General features: G+C 37.7%; 30 protein-coding genes. 2 read left to right on the plus strand and 28 right to left on the minus strand.

The genetic code is table 11. The features are described 5' to 3' along the window. Positions 1–416 precede the first annotated feature (416 nt). Positions 417–638 (minus strand): hypothetical protein, encoded by a 222-nt coding sequence (locus AAIB49_RS10965; protein ID WP_186871297.1) that lies wholly within the window; start codon positions 636–638, stop codon positions 417–419. A gap of 215 nt (positions 639–853) precedes the next feature. Here AAIB49_RS10965 and pdaB point away from each other — a divergent pair, with 215 nt between their 5' ends. Continuing rightward, positions 854–1,612, plus strand: a complete 759-nt coding sequence (gene pdaB / locus AAIB49_RS10970) for a polysaccharide deacetylase family sporulation protein PdaB (RefSeq protein WP_343458088.1) — start codon at positions 854–856, stop codon at positions 1,610–1,612. 85 nt (positions 1,613–1,697) lie between these two features. On the opposite strand, the gene AAIB49_RS10975 is transcribed toward pdaB, so the two are convergent. Then, positions 1,698–2,321: a KinB-signaling pathway activation protein gene (locus AAIB49_RS10975; RefSeq protein WP_343458089.1), complete on the minus strand. Its 624-nt coding sequence runs from the start codon at positions 2,319–2,321 to the stop codon at positions 1,698–1,700. 146 nt (positions 2,322–2,467) lie between these two features. Between AAIB49_RS10975 and gerD the strand changes: the two genes are divergently transcribed. Further along, complete coding sequence (gene gerD / locus AAIB49_RS10980) at positions 2,468–3,118, plus strand: spore germination lipoprotein GerD (protein WP_211742697.1); 651 nt, start codon at positions 2,468–2,470, stop codon at positions 3,116–3,118. Positions 3,119–3,172: 54 nt separating this feature from the next. On the opposite strand, the gene AAIB49_RS10985 is transcribed toward gerD, so the two are convergent. The 26 genes from AAIB49_RS10985 to AAIB49_RS11110 all read right to left on the minus strand — a co-directional run bounded on the left by AAIB49_RS10985 (position 3,173) and on the right by AAIB49_RS11110 (position 24,227). Then, positions 3,173–4,231, minus strand: coding sequence for an Mrp/NBP35 family ATP-binding protein (locus AAIB49_RS10985; RefSeq protein ID WP_186871293.1), 1,059 nt, complete (start codon positions 4,229–4,231; stop codon positions 3,173–3,175). 103 nt (positions 4,232–4,334) lie between these two features. Further along, the gene (cwlD, locus tag AAIB49_RS10990; protein ID WP_339217466.1) at positions 4,335–5,054 is read right to left on the minus strand and encodes an N-acetylmuramoyl-L-alanine amidase CwlD; all 720 of its coding nucleotides are present in this window, start codon (positions 5,052–5,054) and stop codon (positions 4,335–4,337) included. Positions 5,055–5,140: 86 nt separating this feature from the next. After that, a complete protein-coding gene (locus AAIB49_RS10995) occupies positions 5,141–6,298 on the minus strand; it encodes a GNAT family N-acetyltransferase (RefSeq protein WP_339217467.1) in 1,158 nt (385 codons plus the stop codon). A 351-nt stretch (positions 6,299–6,649) separates the two neighbouring features. After that, positions 6,650–7,870 (minus strand): efflux RND transporter periplasmic adaptor subunit, encoded by a 1,221-nt coding sequence (locus tag AAIB49_RS11000; RefSeq protein ID WP_339217468.1) that lies wholly within the window; start codon positions 7,868–7,870, stop codon positions 6,650–6,652. Then, the gene (locus tag AAIB49_RS11005) at positions 7,867–8,544 is read right to left on the minus strand and encodes a hypothetical protein (RefSeq protein ID WP_339217470.1); all 678 of its coding nucleotides are present in this window, start codon (positions 8,542–8,544) and stop codon (positions 7,867–7,869) included. The genes AAIB49_RS11000 and AAIB49_RS11005 overlap by 4 nt, the downstream gene beginning before the upstream one ends. A gap of 191 nt (positions 8,545–8,735) precedes the next feature. Beyond that, the gene (locus AAIB49_RS11010; protein WP_339217471.1) at positions 8,736–8,894 is read right to left on the minus strand and encodes a hypothetical protein; all 159 of its coding nucleotides are present in this window, start codon (positions 8,892–8,894) and stop codon (positions 8,736–8,738) included. A gap of 286 nt (positions 8,895–9,180) precedes the next feature. Continuing rightward, positions 9,181–9,405 carry a hypothetical protein gene (locus AAIB49_RS11015; RefSeq protein ID WP_339217472.1) on the minus strand — a complete coding sequence of 75 codons (225 nt, stop codon included), beginning with the start codon at positions 9,403–9,405 and terminating at the stop codon, positions 9,181–9,183. 629 nt (positions 9,406–10,034) lie between these two features. Continuing rightward, positions 10,035–10,724, minus strand: coding sequence for a D-allulose 6-phosphate 3-epimerase (alsE, locus tag AAIB49_RS11020; protein ID WP_343458090.1), 690 nt, complete (start codon positions 10,722–10,724; stop codon positions 10,035–10,037). 110 nt (positions 10,725–10,834) lie between these two features. Next, positions 10,835–11,932, minus strand: coding sequence for a PTS fructose transporter subunit IIC (locus AAIB49_RS11025; protein ID WP_343458091.1), 1,098 nt, complete (start codon positions 11,930–11,932; stop codon positions 10,835–10,837). Between the two features lie 192 nt (positions 11,933–12,124). Continuing rightward, entirely contained in the window at positions 12,125–12,577 is a 453-nt protein-coding gene (locus AAIB49_RS11030; protein ID WP_339217475.1) for a PTS sugar transporter subunit IIA, read from the minus strand. A 27-nt stretch (positions 12,578–12,604) separates the two neighbouring features. After that, positions 12,605–12,922, minus strand: coding sequence for a PTS fructose transporter subunit IIB (locus AAIB49_RS11035; RefSeq protein ID WP_339217477.1), 318 nt, complete (start codon positions 12,920–12,922; stop codon positions 12,605–12,607). Positions 12,923–12,933: 11 nt separating this feature from the next. Further along, positions 12,934–13,371, minus strand: coding sequence for a PTS sugar transporter subunit IIA (locus tag AAIB49_RS11040; RefSeq protein WP_343458092.1), 438 nt, complete (start codon positions 13,369–13,371; stop codon positions 12,934–12,936). Then, complete coding sequence (locus tag AAIB49_RS11045; protein WP_343458093.1) at positions 13,361–14,854, minus strand: BglG family transcription antiterminator; 1,494 nt, start codon at positions 14,852–14,854, stop codon at positions 13,361–13,363. Before AAIB49_RS11045 ends, AAIB49_RS11040 begins: the two co-directional genes overlap by 11 nt. Positions 14,855–15,506: 652 nt before the next feature. After that, positions 15,507–15,899, minus strand: a complete 393-nt coding sequence (rpsI, locus tag AAIB49_RS11050) for a 30S ribosomal protein S9 (RefSeq protein ID WP_339217483.1) — start codon at positions 15,897–15,899, stop codon at positions 15,507–15,509. An 18-nt stretch (positions 15,900–15,917) separates the two neighbouring features. Continuing rightward, positions 15,918–16,355, minus strand: coding sequence for a 50S ribosomal protein L13 (gene rplM / locus AAIB49_RS11055; protein WP_186871283.1), 438 nt, complete (start codon positions 16,353–16,355; stop codon positions 15,918–15,920). Positions 16,356–16,648: 293 nt separating this feature from the next. Next, positions 16,649–17,389, minus strand: a complete 741-nt coding sequence (truA, locus tag AAIB49_RS11060; RefSeq protein WP_339217485.1) for a tRNA pseudouridine(38-40) synthase TruA — start codon at positions 17,387–17,389, stop codon at positions 16,649–16,651. An 18-nt stretch (positions 17,390–17,407) separates the two neighbouring features. Then, on the minus strand, positions 17,408–18,211 hold the full coding sequence (locus AAIB49_RS11065) for an energy-coupling factor transporter transmembrane component T family protein (RefSeq protein WP_211742690.1): 804 nt from the start codon (positions 18,209–18,211) through the stop codon (positions 17,408–17,410). Then, positions 18,204–19,076 (minus strand): energy-coupling factor ABC transporter ATP-binding protein, encoded by an 873-nt coding sequence (locus tag AAIB49_RS11070; RefSeq protein WP_211742689.1) that lies wholly within the window; start codon positions 19,074–19,076, stop codon positions 18,204–18,206. The genes AAIB49_RS11065 and AAIB49_RS11070 overlap by 8 nt, the downstream gene beginning before the upstream one ends. Continuing rightward, positions 19,052–19,891, minus strand: coding sequence for an energy-coupling factor ABC transporter ATP-binding protein (locus AAIB49_RS11075; RefSeq protein ID WP_186871279.1), 840 nt, complete (start codon positions 19,889–19,891; stop codon positions 19,052–19,054). The genes AAIB49_RS11070 and AAIB49_RS11075 overlap by 25 nt, the downstream gene beginning before the upstream one ends. 461 nt (positions 19,892–20,352) lie before the next feature. Further along, complete coding sequence (gene rplQ, locus AAIB49_RS11080) at positions 20,353–20,706, minus strand: 50S ribosomal protein L17 (protein ID WP_186871278.1); 354 nt, start codon at positions 20,704–20,706, stop codon at positions 20,353–20,355. Positions 20,707–20,748: 42 nt separating this feature from the next. Beyond that, a complete protein-coding gene (locus AAIB49_RS11085) occupies positions 20,749–21,693 on the minus strand; it encodes a DNA-directed RNA polymerase subunit alpha (RefSeq protein WP_339217492.1) in 945 nt (314 codons plus the stop codon). 296 nt (positions 21,694–21,989) lie between these two features. After that, positions 21,990–22,379 (minus strand): 30S ribosomal protein S11, encoded by a 390-nt coding sequence (gene rpsK, locus AAIB49_RS11090; protein ID WP_010095726.1) that lies wholly within the window; start codon positions 22,377–22,379, stop codon positions 21,990–21,992. 21 nt (positions 22,380–22,400) lie between these two features. Next, positions 22,401–22,766 (minus strand): 30S ribosomal protein S13, encoded by a 366-nt coding sequence (gene rpsM / locus AAIB49_RS11095; protein WP_186871276.1) that lies wholly within the window; start codon positions 22,764–22,766, stop codon positions 22,401–22,403. 22 nt (positions 22,767–22,788) lie between these two features. Continuing rightward, the gene (gene rpmJ / locus AAIB49_RS11100; RefSeq protein WP_010095733.1) at positions 22,789–22,902 is read right to left on the minus strand and encodes a 50S ribosomal protein L36; all 114 of its coding nucleotides are present in this window, start codon (positions 22,900–22,902) and stop codon (positions 22,789–22,791) included. A gap of 31 nt (positions 22,903–22,933) precedes the next feature. After that, positions 22,934–23,152, minus strand: a complete 219-nt coding sequence (infA, locus tag AAIB49_RS11105) for a translation initiation factor IF-1 (RefSeq protein WP_010095735.1) — start codon at positions 23,150–23,152, stop codon at positions 22,934–22,936. A 430-nt stretch (positions 23,153–23,582) separates the two neighbouring features. Further along, entirely contained in the window at positions 23,583–24,227 is a 645-nt protein-coding gene (locus AAIB49_RS11110; RefSeq protein WP_186871275.1) for an adenylate kinase, read from the minus strand. Between the last annotated feature and the right edge of the window lie 9 nt (positions 24,228–24,236).

Below are 24,236 nucleotides of genomic sequence, written 5' to 3' on the forward strand. Positions count from 1 at the left end.
AGCGTTCGTCCTGAGCCAAGATCAAACTCTCCAAAAAAGTTTGTCTACGATTGACACCAATCAATCATAGGTAATTCTTAGCAAAGAAGCTGCTAGCTTCTGTAATTCTTTAATAGAAAAAACAGGGTATGTTTCTTCTTGACATACTGGTTGTTTTGTTCAGTTTTCAAGGAACAATCATTTTGCTTTGTCGTTTTTAGCGACAAGATATAATTTAACATGTTTACCACACAATGTCAACATCTTTTTTGAAAAAACTTTTTTGAAGTTGTATTCGACAATGTTTCGTATGTGACAACAGAAATTAATATACCATAGCTATAAAATAAAATCAACGGTCTTTTTCAAAAAAAATCTCTTCAGAAATTTTAGTATACTAACATTGTATTATATGTAAAACAGGACTAAATGGTACCTTATTCATTCTGTGTCTTCTTTGGTATGTATCGCATACATTCTTGTTCACTAGCTACTCTTCTTAATAACTGGAACAATACTTTATACCGTTCTTTCATGGCACTCTTCACCATATTATCAATTCTCGTATCATCTAAATCAAAAATGATTTCATCTAATTCTCTTTTTATCAAATACTCTAGTTCCTTTTGTTCGGTCTGATTAATCATTAATCCTAGCATATTCTTTCACCTCATCATCATTCGGCAAATTTCACTATAATTCTTGTTACTATATACCTTCGTTTTTATTTAGGCAATATGGGGGTATTTTATATCGTTCTCACTTTTAATGAATTTATTCAATCGAAATTAGCAAATCTCCAGACAGCTTGTTCATATTTTATCGTTCCCTTCATAAGATGTATTGATAGCTTGTTTCCTTAGGAGGGTAAGTAATGAATCATTTTTACGTATGGCGTTTTAGTCGGATAAAAAGATGGGCGCTTGTAGCTATACTAGCTTTCTTCACTGCTGGCTTTCTTTGGTTTGAAAGCAATGGCGTTTTTTCTGTTTTCTCAAAGAATGAGGCTGTTGCTTTAACAAAGGGAAGTTCCAAGGAACCGAATATTGCCTTAACCTTTAATATTAGCTGGGGCGAAGAGAAGGTGCATGATATTTTAAAACAGCTGGAAGAGCATCAAGTACAAGCTACCTTCTTTGTAAGTGGTGAATGGGCCGAAAAACATCCAGACATTTTGAAAAAAATATCCGAAAGTAAGCATGAAGTCGGTATGCTAGGATATCGTTATAAAAGCTATTTAGACCAGGAAATCGGCCAAGTTAGGAAGGATTTACAATATGCAAAAGAGGTTTTTGGCAAGTTAGGTTATAAGGATCTAGAGCTTGTTCGTGCACCACATGGACACTTCAATGATGAAATAATTAAATTAGCAGAAGACATGGGACATAAAGTGATTCATTGGAATATTAATCCGCACGATTGGCAAAACCCAGGAACCCAGAGAATCGTTGATCATGTCATGTCAGAAACAAGTAATGGGGATATTATCCTTTTACATGCATCTGATTCTGTAAAACAAACCGCAGAATCCTTGAAGACCATTTTACCAGGATTAAAAAATAAAGGATTTACCTTTGTAACGGTGTCAGAAATAATCAATCAAGCCCACGCAGAATCTAAAATAGTGGAATAATGAAAAGTTTCTCAAGCTAAACAACAAAAAATCCCTAAAAAAAACCTGATGGACTTAGAACAAGCCCATCAGGTTTTTCTTCGATTTATTTAGCTGTTTTCCCCTTTTTATCCGGACTGTTATGAAGACGATGCAGGATTAGTAGCTGGTATGTATTACATGCAAGTAATGTTAATACCATAATTAATGAAAACTCGACACCAACAAATCCAATTCGTAAAGCCGGTACCCATTCAACCACTGTAAATACAACCATGAAGAATAAAGCAGGTATAAATGCATGCTTTTTCGTTTCTTTCGCTTTTATTTTGGCAATAATCCATCCATAAATGAATAAAGCTAAAGCAGCCAGTATAAACCAAATGATGGATACTTCACCTTCTGCATTTTTATAAGGGAAATAAACTAAATCAAAAAGAACGAATGCGATTAATACAATCTGTACTGTCGGCCAGAATGAACGGAAGATGCTTAGACCTAATCTATGTACATACAAGTACGCGAAGAAGCCCGTTTGACTTACAGCACTGTACAACATTCCATGTCCTATAAAGAAAAGCATAACGCCTAATAATCCAATAAAATTAAACGGCTGCAAATTCTCTGTATAGGCACCACTAACATTCACAAAAAAACTAACAATTAGCCCAACGAGACCACCTAATGCTAATGTTTTTAAAAACAAGTTTACTACTTTGCGACTATTCAATTGAAATGTCCCCCTGATATAGTATAAATCCAAAATCCGCTTACATAATTGGTATTTTATCATGAACAACATCTTTTTTCCTTTATCAAGTGCATATTTTTACTTATCTCATCCATATTAAAGGATAAGTGGAAGGAGGATTTATCATGCTACGTGTGGTCTACTTACCATTAATTAGTGGATTGCTTTTATTAATGAGTGCATGTGGAGGGGAAGCAGCGCCAAAGGAAACGGATTATGATACAACCAAAAAAATGATTGTTGATATATTGCAAACCGAGGATGGAAAAAAAGCCCTTGGAGAAATATTAGCTGATGAAGAGATGCAGAAACAGCTCGTTATTGACTCCACTACAGTAAAACAGGCGATTGATGAGACCTTATCATCTAAAAAGGGCGGCGAAATGTGGAAAAAGCTATTTGAAGACCCTAAGTTTGTTGAAACATTTTATAAATCCATCGAAGAAGATCAGAAAAAGTTGATGAAGGACTTAATGAATGATTCGGAATACCAAAAGCAAATGATGGATTTATTACAAAATCCGGAAATGACAGAACAGCAAATTCAAACCTTAAAAAGCCAACAATTTCGCGCACACCTAGAAGAAACCATCCAGCAAACCTTAGAATCACCAATATTCCAGGCACGAATACAAGAGATATTACTAAAAGCTGCTGAAGAACAAAGTAAAGGCGGTGGCCAAGGCGGCGGTAATCAATCTGGTGAGCAAGGTGGTCCTGGTGGCGGTAATCAATCTGGCGGTGGATCTAGCGGGTCCGGTGGCGGAGCGGAATAAACTAAAAGATAAAAGGTCAGCTCCCATTTTTCAGGGTGCTGACCTTTTCCCTCTTTATTCTTCTACTTTGGCAATAACTTTAGCTGCCATTTTATGGTACTCTTTGCCATTTGGGTGGTCTTCTTGATACACGGATGGTGCAAATACATCCTCTTCTTCATAAGGCTGTTGAATTGGTAATTGTCCAAGCACTTTGGTTTTTAATACTTCCGCAAGCTTCTTACCGCCACCTTGTCCAAATACATATTCCTTTTCTCCTGTTTTTGGACTCTTGTAGTAAGCCATATTTTCCACAACACCTAATATTTCATGCTCTGTTTTCAATGCCATTTGACCAGCACGAGCTGCTACAAATGCTGCAGTAGGATGTGGAGTTGTTACGATTATTTCCTTACAAGATGGTAAAAGTTCATGCACATCCATAGCGATGTCCCCTGTACCTGGAGGAAGATCTAGTAATAAATAATCTAGGTCTCCCCATTCTACCTCTTTAAAGAAACTATTTAACATTTTACCAAGCATTGGTCCACGCCAAATAATCGGGGAATTGTCTTCAACAAAAAATCCCATGGAAATAACCTTAACACCAAACCGCTCCACTGGAATAATCTTCTCTCCACGAACAACCGGTCTTTCTTCGATTCCCATCATATCTGGAACACTGAAGCCATATATATCCGCATCAATAATACCGACTTTTTTACCGATTCTTCTTAATGCAACAGCTAGGTTAACGGTGACCGTTGATTTACCAACGCCACCTTTACCGCTAGCAATGGCAAGGAAATGGGGTTGTTTATTGCCACCCATTAATGCCTTTTCTTTAGCGCTTTCAATTGCAGGCTGGTATTTTTTTATAACTTCGTCGGGTAACTGCTCGAATCGCAGACCTACTGTAACGGCACCATTACGCTTTAGAATGCCTACTATTTCTTGTTGAAGCTGCATTTGTTCAGCTGTATTCGTCTTTCCAATCGCAGCCTTCACACTGATATGCTTCTTATCTTCCTTTATCGTTACTTCTTTAATTCCTTGTGTTTCTTCAAACGTTCTATGTAAAAAGGGATCTTTTACAGGATTCAGTAATTGTATTACTTCTTCTTTCGTTAACATTTAATCACCTTCCTATTAGCATGGATTAAGTAGTCCAAGGCTAGTATACCATAAATCACTAGAAATCTAAGTGATATGAATTTTGGAAGGAGTGATCCAATTCTTATTCTTCCTCCACCTCAGGTTCTTCGGTGACATAGCGCAAAATCCCCTTATAGATACTTGCCGCCATTTGACGTTGGTACGTATTTGTTTTTAGTAATTCCCTTTCATGTACATTAGAAAGGAAACCAATTTCCACTAGTGCTCCTGGTACCTCGGCATGCTTTAATAAATAGAGATTATTCACAGCTAGTGCACTTCGGTTCGTATTTTCTAAATTACGGATAATTTCAGCTTGGATCATTTGTGCTAAATGCTTTCCCTCATCCGATTTCGGAAAATAGAATGTTTGTGCTCCGCTCCATTTGGTTGAGGGAATGGCATTTAAATGTATCGTTAAAAAGAGGTCCGCATCATGTGAGTGGATAAACTCCATTCGCTTTCTAATATCCTCTGCCTTTCGCCTCGATAAACCTTTCGTATTTTCATCCGCTAAATCTGTATCGGTTTCTCTTGTTAGATACACTATTGCCCCAGATTGCTGTAAATAGTTTCTTAACTCTTTCGATACCTCTAGCGCAATGTCCTTCTCTAATGTATCATCACTACCAACTGCTCCTCCATCTGGTCCGCCATGTCCTGGATCAAGTACAATGGTTTTCCCTGCCAGAGGTAAAGAAAATCCCATTGTTTCCTCTACATCTGGTAACGGCAATTTGATCAGTGCAAAAAGAATGATTAACCCAATAATCCAAGCAACAACTTTCCCTAATCGATTCATTCCATTCTCCCCTTTATTTATCCTCATCCTATTTTATGGGACAAGTAATCGGTTTATGACTTTGGAATGAATCGATAGTACATGCATTAGAAAAAGTCCGGTAAATACGTTTGCTGCCTTGGTATCATATCCTCCAATTTATTAACCGCTTCGATATTTCCCTCGATTAACCCTAACGCAAGTAATTCTGTCGGCCTTTTATACCCTAAAAACATTGTCGTAAATGCTTGAATATTACAAGTAATATCTGCTTTTCCTTTACCTTTCATATGGGTACAGGTCATTCCCTCCTGACGAGGATTTAGTACATACACCCCCGTATTAACCGGTAGAAACTCATCTTCCACAAAAAGAGATACAGAAGAATGTGATCCCTCAAATGGATATGGCGTAAGAAAGCCCTTTACATCAACTACCCTCGCCATAAAGTACGGATTAACCTTTGTTTCGAATCGTGGCTCCTTAAGGAGAAGTGGGATATTATCATTTTCTGGTACAGTGATTTCAACATGCTCCGCCATGGAATCATGATTACCAATAAACTCCATTAATAGCTTTAAGCCAGTTAAGGATCGATAAGCAATTTCACTTACTTTAAATAGCTTATCCTTAACATGAAATAGAATATAGCCCTCCGGAACACGATTCTCATTATAGGCTACCGCAATTTGATGATGGTCTTTTAGTACACGCTGCTTCCACCATTTTTCATCCCGAATAAGGGCTCCAGTATAGTTCCCTATGTACTGGCTATACAAATTATCTAATAAGTCAATATCGACTTCCGTTCTTCTCACATATCCAGAAGCATCCCAATTTCGCTTTAACTTCTCGAATGGGATTTTATATTGTTTTTTATTAAATGTAACTTCATACCCATATTTCCGATAGAACGGAACGGAGAAGGGGTGAAGGTAGGATAATACTTGTCCGTTTTGGTGCATGTGATTTAATGCGTTTGCTAATAGGTTCTTTACCATGCCATTTCGTCTAAATTCAGGCCACGTAGCAACAGATGCAACGCCTCCCATTTGCATCGATCTTCCATGGATAGATACTGCTAAAGGAATTAAATGGAGTTTAGCTGCTAGTTGGCCCTCCTCCATAACTCCCCAAATCGTATGACGCTCCGCTTCCTCTCGCTTTGCTTTTAACTCCGCTTCTGATAACGTATATTGAAAAGCAAACTGTGATAGTTTGAAAATTTCACGATAATGTTCCTTAATATTCAGCTCTTTGATCATCTGGGATTCCTCCTAACGAATGTATTGCAAATATATTATAACAATTAAGACAAAAGAGATGCTGACTAAAATAATTAGTGAGGCTGGGACAAAAGGATTAATCTTAATGTAAAAACCGAATGATGAGCAAAGACCACGCTCCGGAAATATACTTGCGGTTCGCGGGCGGCTGGTGAGCCTCCTCGTGCTACTACTTTAGGGGTCTCAACCGTGCCCTTTCCTCCCGCAGGAGTCTACGTATATTTCCGGAGCTAGTATCCGTGTATCATTCGGTTTTACATTTAAATCTTTTCGTTATGTCCCAACCTCATTATCCTAGGGACCTGCGCTAAGAAAAACATTTTAAGTATGTTACCTCACCATAATCCCCATTAATATATGCTTCGTTCTCTCTTCATAATTCCCAATCTCCAACCAAGGCACCTGCTTAATCTTTAGAGGCGTGAAGAACGGCATACCATTGTACGAGAATGGAATCGATTCATCCGTAACAGAATCTCCCGCTTCCAATCCACTAACAATTTCCAATTTGTTATCCATCATAATGCCAGTATGCACCGGAACTAATTCCAATGTTCCAGCCTCAGTCAACTTCCACACTTGATTATGATTTACCATAGTTGGATCAACCGTATTGGCATTCAATGATTCATTGACGGTTATCGTTAAATCAGCATGATACCCCGGTAATACATCCAAGACTTCTTCATCCGTAAAAGTCACTTCAAACGGATAAATACTAGCCGTATCCACATTTACTTCATACGGCGCATCTTCCACATGAGAGATAGTACCTTGCAATACTTGTCCACTTTCCTTTAACAAAATATCGACAGGTTGCTCCACATCAATGTCAACCCTTACAGATTCATCAACATTTCCCTTCACATGTAAGGCTGTTTCTTCAATACTTATTAACGGATCATTTAATGTGGAAGAAAGTTCTTTTATTTTTCCCTCAACCGGACTTTCCACTGTAATGACAGCACCAGTCGCCTTTAAATCATCTAATTGTGATTGAATCATACTTTTTAGGTCTTGTTTGGCAGCTAACTCTTGTTCCTTTTGAATAATAAATTGCTCCTTCATCACTTCCGCTTCTACCGGTTCAGGTGGTGAAACAACTACAGTTGTCCCGTCTTCCTCGTTACTCCCTACAACTGGCACTGAAGGACCCGGTATCCGAAACGCTACCATCTCGGTAATCGCATCTTCAATCGCATCGATTTCACTATTCACTTTCTCTAACTCATACGTTAAATGAGCTTCCGTCGCCAAATAATCATGTACTTGGTATTGAAAAAGCGGGTCTCCAACACGTACCACGCTTCCTTCCTCTACTAGAAACTGATCAAAGCTTCCTAGCGCTTTGTCAAAGTACACATAGCTTTCTCCGGAGTAGTCAACAACACCATCTGCTTCTACCGTTTCAACAAAATCGGTTTGATAGACCTGCTCCCAATTCGTTACATACGCTTGTCTGACTACTTTTTCTCCATCATCTAACCAAACCAGTAGACTATTAATCCCGATAAACAAGATTATCGCTAACCATTTTATTCGTTTCTTCATGAATTAAACCACCCATTTATCATATGCATATCTGTAAGCGCGATTACAGCCGTAACAGTCCAAGTTGCTAGATGAAACAAGATGACCGTACTCCATATCCAGCCCTTATGTATACCAGAAAGCCTACTTAAGAATTTCACTTGAAAAATGATAATCCATAGCTGGAATAGGGAGCAAGCCCCACATAGATAAATCAAAAAAGAGATATCTGTTAAATAAGATGCGATAATCCCTAAGGAAAATGGTGATACAAACCAGTCAAGTCCAAAATAAATGGCCAGCGGAATCCACAAAATCCGCTCCAAAAGCATCATGAACAGTACAACGACTTGCATTAGTAAGAGTTTTTTATAAGGAATCTTTGTTACCCAATAATAGATTAAGGATGGGATAAATAAAACCATGCCTACAAGTGCTAATGAATACATAATCCTACCGATGATAAACCAAAACTTATATACCTCGTACTCAGCAGCACTTAATAAAACAGCTCCGCTAGATAATGTGGAGGATCCAATTCCCAATAAACTAGCGCCAGTATAAATCAAGACACTGAGAAGCGCTAATAAAGAAATTGTTTTCCATGGGTTGCGAATTTGTTCTGCTTTACCAATCCGGAAAATATGATCATCTACTGCGAATAATAGTTTAAAAATTTGTACCTGATAAATCATGTTTTCACCCGTTTCTGTATAACTTTCAGGGAGCTATATTTATCAATTTTACCGCACGATTCCACAAATATCCATTATTTTCAATAAATTTAAAATGAGAATAGTGCTTAAGTACCAAAGTTACATAAAAATAGTGCCAAGTATCCCCGAAATTTGCCACTTTACGGAGCTACTTGGCACACATAAACTATTTAGTTTGATTCCGTCTGCCACTTTTCTGATGTGGCTTCTTCTGTTTCTGGTTTTTTATTCAACATCTTTACTACATTCCAACCAACTACTGCATTTACAATCGCCATTAAACTAAACAAAAAGTAATCACCTTCCGGATCTGGAAGCATTAAATCCATGATTAGCCAACCTCCGGCAGTAGTAGCACCAACAAAAGCTCCAATACATAGGTTTCCGAAATCGACTCATTGCTTATAACCACCTTTAACTCTATTAGTAACTCGCATAAAAATTAACAGATATGTGTACAAACCCTCTTTTACTAACTTCTATATATAAACAAAGCATGCCTTATATCAAAGTAGAATGACCCTAAAGGATACATTTATGCCTTCATCGCAGGCCTTCTTCTAACCTAGTGAAACAGGAAATATTGAATAACCTATTCGAAGTACCTGGTAAACATTAATGTGCTCCGGTGGTTATCCTTTCCGCTTCTCCTCCTTTACGTTGCTTCCTATCAAGCATCCTTACAAATTGCCAACCAATCGCAGCGTTAACCAATCCCATTAATCCAAATAACAAATAGTCACCAATCGGCTCTGGGAGTAATAGATCCATGATCAACCATCCTCCAGCAGAGGAAGCACCTACAAGTCCTCCAATTATAGACTTACGGTATCGATTCATTTTTTGCACCACCCTTAATCGTTTTTATGAGTTACTTTCTATGAAGAATAAAAAAGTGGATAAATAGAACTTCTTGCTCATGTACTCTTCATGTTTATCCTATGTCTGAGCTAGCCATGAAATAACTAGAATTTGCTGTTGGCCTTGTCCACTCCATGGTTTGAGAATATCGGCCTTTACTTGAATCACCGGAATAATGATTGGTTTTATGGATAGCTGTTTCAGGGAAATCGGTTGGGAACATAACCGAGGTACTATTGGTAGAAGCGTGTCATATTTTGTCGAATAATATCATTTGATGTAATGATGGAGGGCTAACCTTAGTGGAGAGTGGTCTGTATTAGAAGAAATTGCGGCTCAACTATGGGAGTATAAGCTACAATAAGTAAAAAAAGAAAGTAATGTGTGTTTAAACTACCACATTACTTTCCTTTTAAAATTTGCCCCAATTTAATAATAGGAACAAGAATCACACTACATTTTTCATCATCAAGTGCCCTGTTCACCAACATTTGGTTCTCAACCAAACTTGGATTGGTAAGGAAGCAATAGGTACATCGATATCTTCTTCTGCTAAAGCTATTTTCGCATTGATTACGAATATACAGATGTTATAGCCGCTTCACTTTTTAAATTATTGCCTTACCAGTCATTTCCTCATAATCTTTGCACATGATTTCCCAAGATTTTTCAATATCTTCATCTAGTCCAAATAAACCACTACGCCCCACAATATAAATATCCGGACCGGCTGCATCAATTTTTCTAAATGATTTCCGATTAGATGATCCATCCATTTCTATGACATATTGATACCCTTTTTCTTCTCGTAGTTCTCTTAATGCTACAATTTTATCTAGTGTTGATTCGATAAAACGTTGCCCAGCAAAACCTGGATCAACTGTCATAATGATTATTTTATCTACTAACTCGATATAAGGGAAAATCGTTTCAATAGGTGTTTCTGGATTTAAAACTACCCCAGCTTTTAATCCAGCATCATGTATTTGATCAATCAACCGAAAAGCCAGACCATCCAGTACTTCTGCATGCATACAAATCCATTCACACTTAATATCCACTAATTGCCCGACCCAGAAGCTTGGATCTGTTACCATAAGATGGGCAGATATAGGTAGATCACTTATTTTTCGTACTTCTTCAATAAACCATGGAGATAAAGTAATATTCGGAACATAATGACCGTCCATAATATCAATATGATAAGAATCAACATGATCATTTAGGAAAGTGATCTGCTCTTTAAACTTATCTAAGTCCATTGTCATCAATGATGGTGAAAATTCTACTTTCTTCATATTCTATATATCCTCCTCAAAAATCATCATTCCCTCTAGAACTATTGGGTTTTGATTACCTTGCCAACATTTCTAAAGAATGGATATGCCTATTAAACCGTTCATGACACTTAGTAAATTTTTATATCATCTAAATCAATGTCTTCTTCTATTTCTTCTTGCTTATCCGCTTCCTCATCCGTCACATTTTTCTTAATTAACGCCAAGGTTAATCCTGTTACCAGAACATTGACTAATATAGCTACAGCACCTGTCCATGGTTGAGACATTGTTGGTAGCATCAATACTCCGCCAAATGGTACCATTGCATCTGCACCTAACAACATCGATACTGCACCACCCGCTGCTCCACCAACAGCTGTTGTAATCACACAACGTACAATATCATTCATAACAATTGGAATGACACCTTCCACAATGTTAATTACACCCATCGGAACCGCAGATTTTAAGGTCTCTGTTTCGACGTTTGTATAAATTCTCTTGCCAAACATTTTCGCTATAAAGTAAGCAAGTCCAAATCCAATTGGTGTTGCTGTATTTACTAACTGTAACGCTGTAATAGGTCCATTAATTCCTTCTGCCTGCATTGTCAGTACAAAGGCAAAGACAGTCTTGTTAATTGGACCACCAAAATCGACTCCACTTAATATACCTACAATGGCTCCAAATACTAACAATGAAGAAGCTCCCAAACTGTTTAATGCATTAGTTAAGAGCAATGTAAGACCAGAGATTGGTACACCAATAATATAAACCATGATTAAACCACCAATAATCGAAGTTAAAAATGGAACGATTAACGTTGGCATTAATCCCTTAGCCCACTTTGGAACTTTAAGATATTTTAGGATAGCTATTCCTAGATAACCCGCTAAGAATCCACCTAAAATACCACCAATGAAACCTGCACCAATAGCATTTGCTGTTAAACCAATGATAAAGCCTGGCGCGATGCCTGGTTTTCCTGCAATGGAGAAAGAAATCCCTGTAGCGATAACGGCAGGTAATAAACCTAAACCAGCTCCACCCATTGTCGCTAACGCATCCCAAATGGAAAACTCACCTTGTATTAATTCCGCTTGATTACTACCTCCAAAGGCCATCCCAATGGCGATTAAAAAACCCGCACCACAAACAATTGGAATTAAATATGAAATCGCTGTCAATAAATGGCCTTTAAGATTTAAAGCTTTTATCTTACTCATTCTCAAGCCCCCCTATATATTCAGAACCACCAAACCATCTTCAATCAACAATTTATTAGCAGAAGTTAATAAGTAAAAACATACCAGTAACATTTACTTCTATCTTTATGGATAAATCTCAAATGATGTAGGCTCTCCCGTATTTGGTAAGTGATTAATGGATTACTAGTCCAGTTCTTTCATTAAAATAGTTTAATTACATAAAGCTTCTTTTACGTCTTCAGCATTTTTCGACTGAAGCATTTTCTCGATGACTTCATCATTACCTAATTTTCTTGCAAATAAGGACAATAATTTTAGATGGGTTTGTGCGCCATCATTTTCTTTCCCAACAGCAAATAGAATGATTCCCTTTACACCTTTCCCGTCGAGCGTTTCCCAAGGGATTTCTTGCTGGGTGATTCCAATAGCTACGCCTATTTTTTGGACCGCATCACTATTACCATGCGGAATAGCGATATAATTTCCAATTCCAGTTTGACCTACCGCTTCTCTTGCATAAATATCTTTTAGAAACGCTTCAACATCATTAATGTAATCATTTCTTTGTAATACCTCTGCTAATTCTTGTATAGCTTCTTCCTTACTTTTCGCATTCATGTCGGTTTTGATTGTCTTTAGATCTACAATTTCTTTGACTTCCATCCCATTTATCCCCCATTCCATTGCTAGCTATTTCTTTTGGTTTACAACTTCTACTGCTTTTTCAATTAATTTATTTGGTGATTTTACAGCTATCTCTGTTGGAACCTCGATGATTCGCTTTCCTTCAAACCGTTCTCTTCCTGCAATCTTAACGTCTGCTGCTAGAATAACAATGTCTGCTTCAACGATTTGTTCTTGTGTTAATTCATTTTCCGTCCCAATGGTTCCTTGTGTTTCAATAGAAATGTCATGACCGGCTTTCTTTCCAGCATTCTCTAATTTCTCCTGTGCAATATATGTGTGTGCAATACCAACTGTACATGCTGCTACTCCTACTATTTTCATCATTATTCCTCCTAAATTTTTATAAGTTCTTGATTAAACGCTTCCTTGTCATTACTACACAATAATCGATTTAAATACGCTTCATCTGCTAATGTTCGAGTGAACAACGATATTCTTTTCTTTATTTGCTCCTGTTCATTTTCTTTTAATAAAATGACAATGAATAAACGGATATCCTTTGTCTGTTCATCCCAGGATTGTATAGGGTTTGCTAGATGGATAAATACGATTTGACTCTTCTCTATTAGGTCGCTTTCCATATGAGGCAACATCACTTGTTCAGCGATTAATATGCTCCCTACATTTTCTCTTTGATATAATTGGTTCACGATTTCTTCTTTTTGCGAAGGATTATCCCGGCACACCATGTCAGCGATAAAGGTATATACTTCTTCTTTAGTTTTTAACTCACAATTAAAACAAACGTGATAAAAAGAGTTAATATCCATGGTAAATCTCCTCTATCTTTCGCTGAAGTCTCTTCTGGTCATCCAGTGTAAACATAGCACTCACTAATAAACAATGGATTGGTATTTCTTCCTTAATATGAACCGTACTTAGAATTAACTCGGCATCTGCATATTTCTCTTTAATCATCTGCATGTTCTGTGAAGCTACAACATCAAGAATCTCTAACTCAGGGAATTTTCGTGATACCTTTGCCTTTAACAGTTCTGACGTTCCAATTCCTGTCGTACACATAATTAACGTTTTTATCGGATGTTGATATTGACCAGTTACGATCACCTTTGCAAAATAGAGTGTGATAAACCCATTTTCATCTTCATTAATTGCTGGTAGATTGAATTTTTTACTTACAAATTCGGATACATTCGTGACGCCCGAATAAACATCTTCATACGTTACCTTGATTTGACTTAACAAACTATTTTTAATCCGAATTTTATAGTCTAATCTATTAAGCATAGGTTTAATATGGTTAGCTAAATCTGTAAAAATAGACTCACTTTCGATAGCCATTCCTAAGTAAATACTCATCCCCTCAATATACGCTTCTGTCACTTGAATAACCTCTGGTGAAAATGTGGAGGTTTTAGCAAGGGACCCTTGCATTCTGGATGATACTAAATACTGATAAAGGAAATAAATCTCAATATCCGGTAAAGAACTGCCTAAATATTTTTCAATGTTGGTTACAATACCTTTAGCAATCGGATACAAAATAGGATCTCTTTTCATATTCTCCATTTCTTCCATTGAAGCCTTATCTCTAAAAAGTAAGGCAGGAACTTTTCTTAAGCGACTAAGTAATATATATAAATGGGAGAAAATGTTTACATTATATGGGTAGGGAATCGTGATATCTAAATCCTTTTCAATATCCCTTAGTTGGCCTAATATAAATAAAACATCGTATTGATTAAAGTTAAGTTCTTGATTCCTTTTTAAATCATCAATATCAATCGTATTAAATATTTCATTCATGTGCTTAATTGCTTTCCGAATATCTACTTCTTCCCCTAATATCGCTAGCTTCCTATCTTTTCGCTCTAAAACCAAATTGTACTTTTGCAGTTTTTCGCTCATAAGCTGTTCGTCATTAAAAATAACGGAATCCCCAACATAATAATCACTGTATAAATGGTATATATTGATAGGTTTAGGAGAGGACAACAATAATTCTTCCATAATGCGTTTACGTCTCTCACTTGGAGAAAAGTGTTTTTCCTTGTATTTATTATCACTTTTTTGATAATTGATAAAATTCTCGTAATCTAACTTATACCCTCTCCCTCTTTCCGATATAATTAAAGGGCTGTCCATGTACTCATCGTTAATTTTCTTTATTAAACGATAAACTGTTTTTTGAGAAACCTTTAGTTCTTCTACAAGTTCGTTCGAGGTAACGTAACCTTGACTCTTGGAAAGAAACATTAACAAATCATGTTCACGGTTGTTTTTTGAACTCACAGCCACGCCTCCCTTGTTATTAATCTTATCGTATTCTTTAGAAAACGCTTCCCTGGAAAATGACCGTTGCAACGGTCACTTTTTTGACCTTTTATATGGTCATTTTACTATCGCCTGATGAACGTGAAGGGAGGCAAGGATAATCATTTCCTTACCTCCCTTATAAATGGCCCAAACTGCTTTTGGCAATTCAGTATCATTTCTTGCTAGATTTAAGCGTGATTAGTAGGTATACTACCTTACATTTTATTTTCGTGTAAGAATAATTACGAAGCGTCTGTAACAAAATACAGCAACAACCCCGTGATATGTCCTAATGGTGGTATGATACGAACCTATAGAAAAAATAGCAAATAAAAAAGCTCCTTCAATTTGAGGAGCTTTTTTCAATTTGAATACACGTACTTCATAATCACACAATACAATCTTCCTACTAACTTCACCAGCTAGTGATAGTATACATTCCTTATTAGAAAGGAATATTGTGTTCATATACTCTTCCCTATAAGCTTTGTTTCATAGGCTTCCATACGTTTTAATTCTGGCATCCCTATCTATTTGCCTCCACCTGAATTAGTTTATATACGAATGGACCTATGAAACAGAAAAGGCTCCCAACTTAATATGTTGAGAGCCTTTAAACATTGAAATATTAACGTTTTGAGAACTGAGGTGCACGACGAGCGCCTTTAAGACCGTATTTCTTACGTTCTTTCATACGAGGGTCACGAGTTAGGAACCCTGCACTTTTAAGCGCTGGACGATAACCTGGATCTGCTTCTAGTAAAGCACGTGCGATACCATGACGGATAGCACCAGCTTGACCAGTAAATCCACCACCATGAACATTAACGATTACATCATATGTTCCTTGAGTTTCAGTAGCTTGTAGTGGTTGGTTAAGAATTAGAATTTGAGTTTCATATGGGAAATAGTCTTTTGCATCACGACCATTAATGGTTACATTACCAGTACCCGGTACTAAACGTACACGTGCAGTTGAGCTTTTACGACGACCTGTGCCGTAGTATTGTACTTGTGCCAATTGATTTACCTCCTTTTATTATCCGCGAAGTTCGTAAACTTCAGGTTTTTGTGCTGCGTGATTGTGCTCAGCACCTCTGTATACATGTAATTTCTTAGCCATTTTACGTCCTAAAGATCCTTTTGGAAGCATGCCTTTGATTGCAATCTCAAGCATTTGCTCAGGATATTTTGTACGCATTTCATCAGCAGTACGTTCTTTTAATCCACCTGGATGTCCAGAGTGACGGTAGTACTTCTTGTCACTTAATTTGTTTCCAGTTAGTTCAATTTTGTCAGCGTTAACGATGATTACATAATCACCAGTATCAACGTGTGGTGTATAAGTTGCCTTATGCTTTCCACGAAGGATTGCAGCAACTTCACTTGCTAGACGACCAAGGCGTTGGCCTTCAGCATCCACAACAAGCCATTTGCGTTCGATATTGTTTTCATTCGCCATGAAAGTTGTGCGCATGATTGGTTCCCTCCATATTTTTCATTCATAAATTTTTAAATGTTTAAAGTTCGTTATTCCTATATTTTCAACACAATTAGTTCCGGGGCTAATCGCGGTTTTAGAAATAAAATGCCATAGACCATAATATATCAAAATAGGGTAAATTGTCAAGAGTCTGGCAGATTTATTTATTGATATTTTTTTATAATTCATTGCAAAAACACTCTTTCTATTATACAGCATTTCTATCTAAAAAGAAAGGTGTCGATATTTCCCAGGAAATGTAGTGTTTTGTCAGAAATAATGATGCCTTAATAGCTTACTCTCCACAAGAATAAACCTTGAGCTGGAGCTGTTTTTCCGGCATATTTCCGGTCCCTTGCCTCTAACAACGTGCCAATATCAGAAGGGCTAATTTTCCCTTGCCCAACATCGATTAACGTTCCTACTAAGATTCGAACCATATTATATAAAAATCCACTACCTCGGAAAATAAATTCTATTTGCCCGTTATCTTGATTACATGAAACCTCATACAACGTTCTTACCTTATTCCCTTTGACAGTTGCCTTTGCTGAAGAAAAGGTGGTAAAGTCATGGGTTCCTTCTAAATAACGACAAGCTTCTTGTATTGCTTCTATATCAAGCTTATATGGAAAATGATACACATGATTTCGTCTAAAAACATCAGGATTCGTTGTATTTAATAAAAAATAACGATATTCCTTCTCCACTACATTGTATCTAGCGTGAAAATCATTAGAAACTACTTCTGCATGTGTCACATATACATCACTCGGTAATAAGGCATTGAGTGCCTTCCTCCAACTATTTCCCGGGATATCTAGATTCGTTTCAAAGTGAATGGTTTGTCCCTTAGCATGAACCCCTGTATCGGTTCTGCCGGATGCATGAATATGGATTTTTTCACCTTTGTGGATTTTTTCCAATGCATGCTCTAATTCTAGTTGAACGGTTCGTTTATCGGGCTGGACCTGATAGCCATGGAAATTAGTTCCATCATAGCTAATCGTACATTTAATTTTCGGCAAAACTGTCCAACCTCCAAACTATGAATAATTTCTCGTTAAGAATAGCCCAGCAATTACCAATAAGAAGAAAAGCAAAACAAAGATATCGATCTTATCAATTTTTAATTGCCTTAGCTTCGTTCTTCCCTCTCCTCCCTGGTAGCCTCTAGCTTCCATCGCCATCGCAAGCTCTTCCGCACGCTTAAACGCACTAACAAATAGCGGTACTAATAGAGGAACAATGGCTTTTAACCGTTCCTTCATTGGTCCAGTACGAAAATCCACTCCCCTTGATGCTTGTGCCTTTGATATCTTATCCGTCTCTTGTAAAAGGGTTGGGATAAAACGTAAGGATATCGACATCATGAGAGCTAGTTCATGTACTGGGAACTTGATTTTCTTCAATGGATGTAACATATCTTCAATCGCATCTGTGATCTCTATTGGTGTTGTCGTTAACGTTAATAGCGATGTAATCAAGATTAATAGGAAGAATCGTAGCGAGATTGCAAACCCCTGTATAATGGCTCCTGAGTATATTTTAAACCCAAATAAATCAAAAACTACGGAACCTTCCTTTGTTACAATCAAATGCAGGATAAAGGTAAAAATAATTAAGAACCATACTGGTGTTAATCCCTTCAATATAAAACGAAACGGGATTCTCGTGATAACAATCGTAATAATCGCAAATGCTGTCAAAATACTATAGCTAACGACATTATTAGCAAAGAACACAATAATAACGAATAAGAAGATGATCGTAATCTTCATTCTTGGGTCTAACCGATGCACTAAAGAATTTCCTGGGACATATTGTCCGATAATCATCATGTTATTCATCCGATTCAGCCCCCTTTAGTAATTGCTGAATCTCAACCGCAAGCTCTTCAACGGTTTGACGCTTGAAGGGGATGGTTAACCCAAATTTCTCCTGAAATGAGGTAATAAATTGAATAGCTTCAGGGACTTCTAATTGCACCTGATGAAGCGCTTCTCGTTGCGTAAATACCTCTTCAGGTGAACCTTCCATATATTTCGTTCCTTTGTTCATGATAATGACGTGGTCAGCGTATTTGACGGCATCCTCCATACTATGTGTTACTAGTATCGTAGTTAAGTTGCGCTCTTGGTGAAGCGTATAGAACATGTCCATTATTTCCAATTGACCTCTTGGATCTAGCCCTGCAGTTGGCTCATCTAAAACAAGAATCTCTGGCTTTATAGCAAGAACTCCAGCTATCGCAACCCGTCTCATTTGTCCACCACTTAGATCAAAAGGGGATCTTTCTAGTAAAGACTCATCCATTCCAACTGCAGGAATAATATCTCGTATTCGTTCCGCTATTTCTGTATCGGAAACCCCAAAGTTCTTCGGTCCAAACGCGATGTCCTTTTCGACGGTTTCATCAAATAATTGGTGTTCAGGATACTGAAAGACGACTCCTACTCGACTACGAAGTTCCTTTAAATTCTCCGTTTTTTTATCCGAATTAATATGAAAGTCACCAATTCGAACTTCACCTTTAGTTGGTGTTAACAGTCCATTTAAGTGCTGGAGTAATGTTGACTTACCAGATCCAGTATGACCAACTATCGCGACAAAGGATCCAGATGGAATATGAAAGGATAGGTCCTTTAACGCAGAATGAGCAAAAGGTGAGTTTGCTTGGTAGATGTAACTTACATCTTTGAATGTAATGTCCATAATTCCTCCAATAATTCTTCATGATTTAAAGGTTCCGTCGAGATCTCTAGCCCATTTCGTTTTAATTCATCTGCCAGTAACGCAATATAGGGAACATCTAAGCCGATTTTCCGTAACTCATCCTTTTTAGCAAAAACCTCTCGCGGTGTCGCCTCTTCCCATACCTTACCGCTATTCATCACGATAACGCGCTCTGCTTGTACTACTTCCTGTAAATCATGTGTTATCGTAATAAGTGAAATCTCATTCTTTGCTTGAATCTCTGAAACGGTTCGCATAATTTCTTTACGACCCTTTGGATCTAACATTGCTGTCGCCTCATCTAGGATTAGAACAGCTGGTTGAATGGCTAGCACACTAGCTATCGCCACTCGTTGCTTTTGTCCGCCTGATAGTCGATGTGGTTCTGTAAGGCGATAATCTTCCATCCGTACAGCCTTTAATACCTCATCAATTCTAGTGACCATTTCTTCTCTTGGGACACCTCTATTCTCCATTCCAAAGGCTACATCATCCTGAACAGTTGTCCCGACAAACTGGTTATCAGGGTTCTGGAAGACCATTCCTACTTGCTTACGAATTTCCCAGACGTGCTCGTCGTTAACTGGCATCCCATTTATTAAAATTTCCCCTTCTTGGGGATACAATAGTCCATTCATTAACTTAGCGATTGTCGATTTACCAGATCCATTATGCCCAATAATCGCTACCCATTCATCTTGATATATTTCAAATGAAACGTTCTCTAATACCCAAGGCTGCTCTTCTCCGTATCGAAACGATACATTCCTAAACTCTATAAACTTCTCTCTCATCTTTATTCCTCCTATTCTCTACGTAGCCTTTAGGTTACATCCATGTATGTATTTTACTACTTCTGTTGTTGAATGTTAATAGATAGGTGTTTAATTTAGCGAAGGGTGTCTGGGGAAAGTGGTTGGGGCTGACCTTACTTAGCTTAGTGAACCTAAAGCAGGATAATTAGCTTTCAACTATGCTTGTATAGCATAACCGTGTATCCGAAACATCTGCCCATTATATGGTATATTTCCCTATTACAGTTCTAGCGACCATCTAAAGGTTCGGATGCCTAATTTCCTCTATAACTAACCCTAGTTAACCACTTCATACCGCTTATATTACATGTATATTGCCCATTCAATCGAAACACGTGATCCACTTAACCTGAAATCCAAGCCCTTTTCTATACAAAAAAAGGGCTTGGATTTCACCTCGTGGAAGAGATCAAGTCCTGCCCTTAACGCGTATGGATTGATTAAACTAGCTCAATAATTGCCATTTTCGCTCCATCACCTTGGCGTTCGCCTAACTTAAGAACGCGTGTATATCCACCTTGTCTGTCTTCATAGCGCTTCGCTACATCATTGAATAGCTTTTGAAGAACTGTATCTTCTTCATTAGCCTCTTTGTTGTATAAGAAAGCAGCTGCTTGACGACGAGCATGTAGATCACCACGTTTACCTAATGTAATCATTTTGTCTACTACAGATCTAAGTTCTTTAGCCTTAGCTTCTGTTGTTTCAATCCGCTCATGAATAATTAAATCAGAAGCAAGGTTGCGAAGTAGTGCTAGTCGTTGATCTGTTGTACGTCCTAGTTTTCTTGCCATGGACTATCCCTCCCTTTCTTGAAACTCTAAAGATGTCCGATATTAATCTTCTTTACGTAAACCTAAACCTAAATCAGCAAGCTTAACTTTAACTTCCTCTAATGATTTACGACCTAGATTACGCACTTTCATCATATCTTCTTCAGATTTATTTGAAAGCTCTTGAACTGTATTAATGCCAGCACGTTTTAAACAATTGTAAGAACGAACCGATAGGTCTAATTCTTCAATTGTCATTTCCATTACTTTTTCTTTTTGGTCTTCTTCTTTCTCAACCATTATTTCAACATTCTGTGCTTCATCAGTTAAGCCTACGAAAATATTTAAATGCTCAGAAAAGATCTTTGCCCCTAAAGAAATCGCTTCTTCTGGACGAATGCTTCCATCAGTTGTAACATCTAAAGTTAATTTATCGTAGTTTGCACTTTGACCTACACGAGTATTCTCAACTTGGTAAGTGACACGTGATACTGGTGTGAAAATGGAATCAACTGGAATAACACCAATTGGTTGATCTTCATGTTTGTTTGCATCTGCTGGAACATAACCACGACCACGTTGTGCAGTTAATTTCATACGCAAGTTTCCTTTTGCATTTAATGTTGCAATTGGAAGTTCAGGATTCAATACTTCTACATCACTATCGTATGTTAGATCTGCCGCAGTAACGACTCCTTCACCTTGCACATCGATTTCTAATGTTTTTGGTTCGTCTGAATAGATTTTAAGGGCTAGCTTTTTCAAATTCAAAATGATTGTCGTAACATCTTCAACTACTCCATCAATAGTTGAAAATTCATGTAATGCTCCATCAATTTGAACTGACGTAACAGCAGCACCTGGAAGTGAGGATAGTAGGATACGACGCAAGGAGTTTCCAAGAGTTGTACCATAACCACGTTCGAGCGGTTCTACCACAAATTTTCCAAATGTAGCATCATCACTAATCTCAACCGTTTCAATCTTTGGCTTTTCTATTTCAATCATTCCATAATACCCTCCTTTAAAACGTCGAAACCCCGGCTAGAAAGTGATCTAACCGAAATTCCTCGGGATCGGCAGTTGGCGTTTCTGCACTACCTGTGTAATTTATCGTACGTTTGTCTTTGCGATGCTGTATAGTAAGGTCTTAATAAGAAATATATCTCCTCGCCCCTAAGGCGTGTTGCTATACCATCTTCTCATCATTTACCTTGGTGTACTTAAATTTATCTCTATTACCATCTATACTTTTAGTCATCATAACCCATTATAGACAGGGTGACAAATAATATACGTTTAAATTATACACGACGACGTTTTGGTGGACGGCAACCGTTATGAGGTACTGGAGTTACATCTTTAATAGCTGTAACTTCTAGTCCAGCTGCTTGTAGAGAACGAATAGCAGCTTCACGTCCAGCTCCTGGACCTTTAACTGATACTTCTAGAGTTTTCATTCCATTATCAACTGCAGTTTTAGCAGCTGTTTCAGCAGCCATTTGTGCAGCAAATGGAGTAGATTTACGAGAACCTTTGAAACCTAGTGCACCTGCAGAACTCCATCCAACAACATTACCTTGAACATCAGTGATAGTTACAATAGTGTTGTTGAAAGTAGAACGGATATGTGCTACACCAGTCTCAACATTCTTTTTCACACGACGTTTACGTGTATTAGTTTTACGAGCCATCTATTAGTTTACCTCCTTACATTATTTTTTCTTGTTAGCGATTGTACGACGTGGGCCTTTACGAGTACGAGAGTTGTTCTTCGTATTTTGACCGCGAACCGGTAAACCACGACGATGTCTTAGACCACGATATGAGCCGATTTCGATTAGACGTTTAATGTTAAGCGATACTTCACGACGAAGATCCCCTTCAGTTGTGTAACCATCCACCGCTTGACGAATACGTCCTAACTCATCTTCAGTTAGATCACGAACACGAGTATCTTCAGAAACGCCTGCTTCTTTAAGGATATCTTGTGCAGTTTTCTTACCAATACCATAAATGTATGTTAAAGAGATTACTACACGTTTATCACGTGGAATATCTATACCTCCAATACGTGCCATAAAAAATGCGCACCTCCTTCAATTATCCTTGTTTTTGCTTGTGTTTCGGATTTTCACAAATCACCATTACTTTGCCTTTTCGTTTAATGACTTTGCATTTTTCACAAATTGGCTTTACAGATGCTCTTACTTTCATCATCTTTACCTCCTTTTATATCGGAGCTCGCTTATTTATAACGGTACGTAATTCGTCCTCTTGTTAAATCATATGGAGAGAGTTCTACCGTTACTTTATCACCTGGTAAGATACGGATGAAGTGCATACGGATTTTTCCCGACACATGTGCCAAGACCGTATGACCGTTTTCAAGCTCTACGTTGAACATTGCATTTGGCAATGTTTCTGTTACGGTTCCTTCCACTTCAATTACATCATCTTTCGCCATCGCGCCTTACTCCCTTCTTTTAAATCAGTCACAATATTGTTCTAAAACAACATATAAACGATAAATTTTCATTTGTGACACGACCAGTTTCTAGAAGGCTGTTTTGGACTTCTGGAGACGTATAATCCATGTTCAATATGATGTTTACTCATTCTCTTTGGTCGAGATCATATTTACGTGTTCCCCATCTGCTACCAAGACACAACGATCATCAATCACTCAAACCGATAATGCCTTGTCGCCTCTTGCAAATTCGACAAACAAGACCTATTCGTGGCATCGAATCAGTTTCGCTTCATGACGTTCACCTAAATGAGGGTGGAATGTTAAACACAGGGTGTCATTATCCACATAGTAAGCATTAAAGCTAAACGACTCTTATTACTATGAAACAAATAGAATTGTCTATTCGTGCAGGGCCTACAATGAATTACTTTTCAATAATCGATTGAATGTCTTGAAAAACCTTATTGATATCTTGATCACCATCAACGGTTACAAGATATCCTCTATCTTCATAAAAGTCTAGTAACGGCTTCGATTGTTCGATGTTGATCGCCAAACGATTTTTAACCGTTTCTGGTTTGTCATCATCACGTTGAATTAACGCTGAACCATCAATATCACAGATACCCTCTTTTTTGGGAGGATTATATATCACATGATAAGCTCTACCACATGTTGGACAAATTCTACGACCGGATAAACGCTCCACTAATTTATCTTCTGGTACTTCTACATGTAATACATGGTCAATCGCTTGATTCATTTCCGATAAAAGTGCTTGTAAAGCTTCTGCTTGTGCAATGGTTCTTGGGAAACCATCTAACAAGAACCCTTTCTCACAGTCAGCTTTACTCAAACGCTCTTTTACGATTCCAATTGTTACTTCATCCGGAACAAGTGCGCCTTGGTCCATGAAGCTTTTAGCTTTCACACCAAGTTCTGTTCCTTCTTTAATAGCGGATCGGAACATATCTCCTGTTGAAATATGAGGGATGTTATATTTCTCGCTTATTTTATCTGCCTGTGTACCTTTGCCTGCACCAGGAAGACCCATTAACAATAGATTCAAAACTTTCCC

This window comes from Ornithinibacillus proteolyticus (assembly GCF_039581225.1).
GTDB classification, from domain to species: Bacteria; Bacillota; Bacilli; order Bacillales; family Amphibacillaceae; genus Ornithinibacillus; species Ornithinibacillus massiliensis.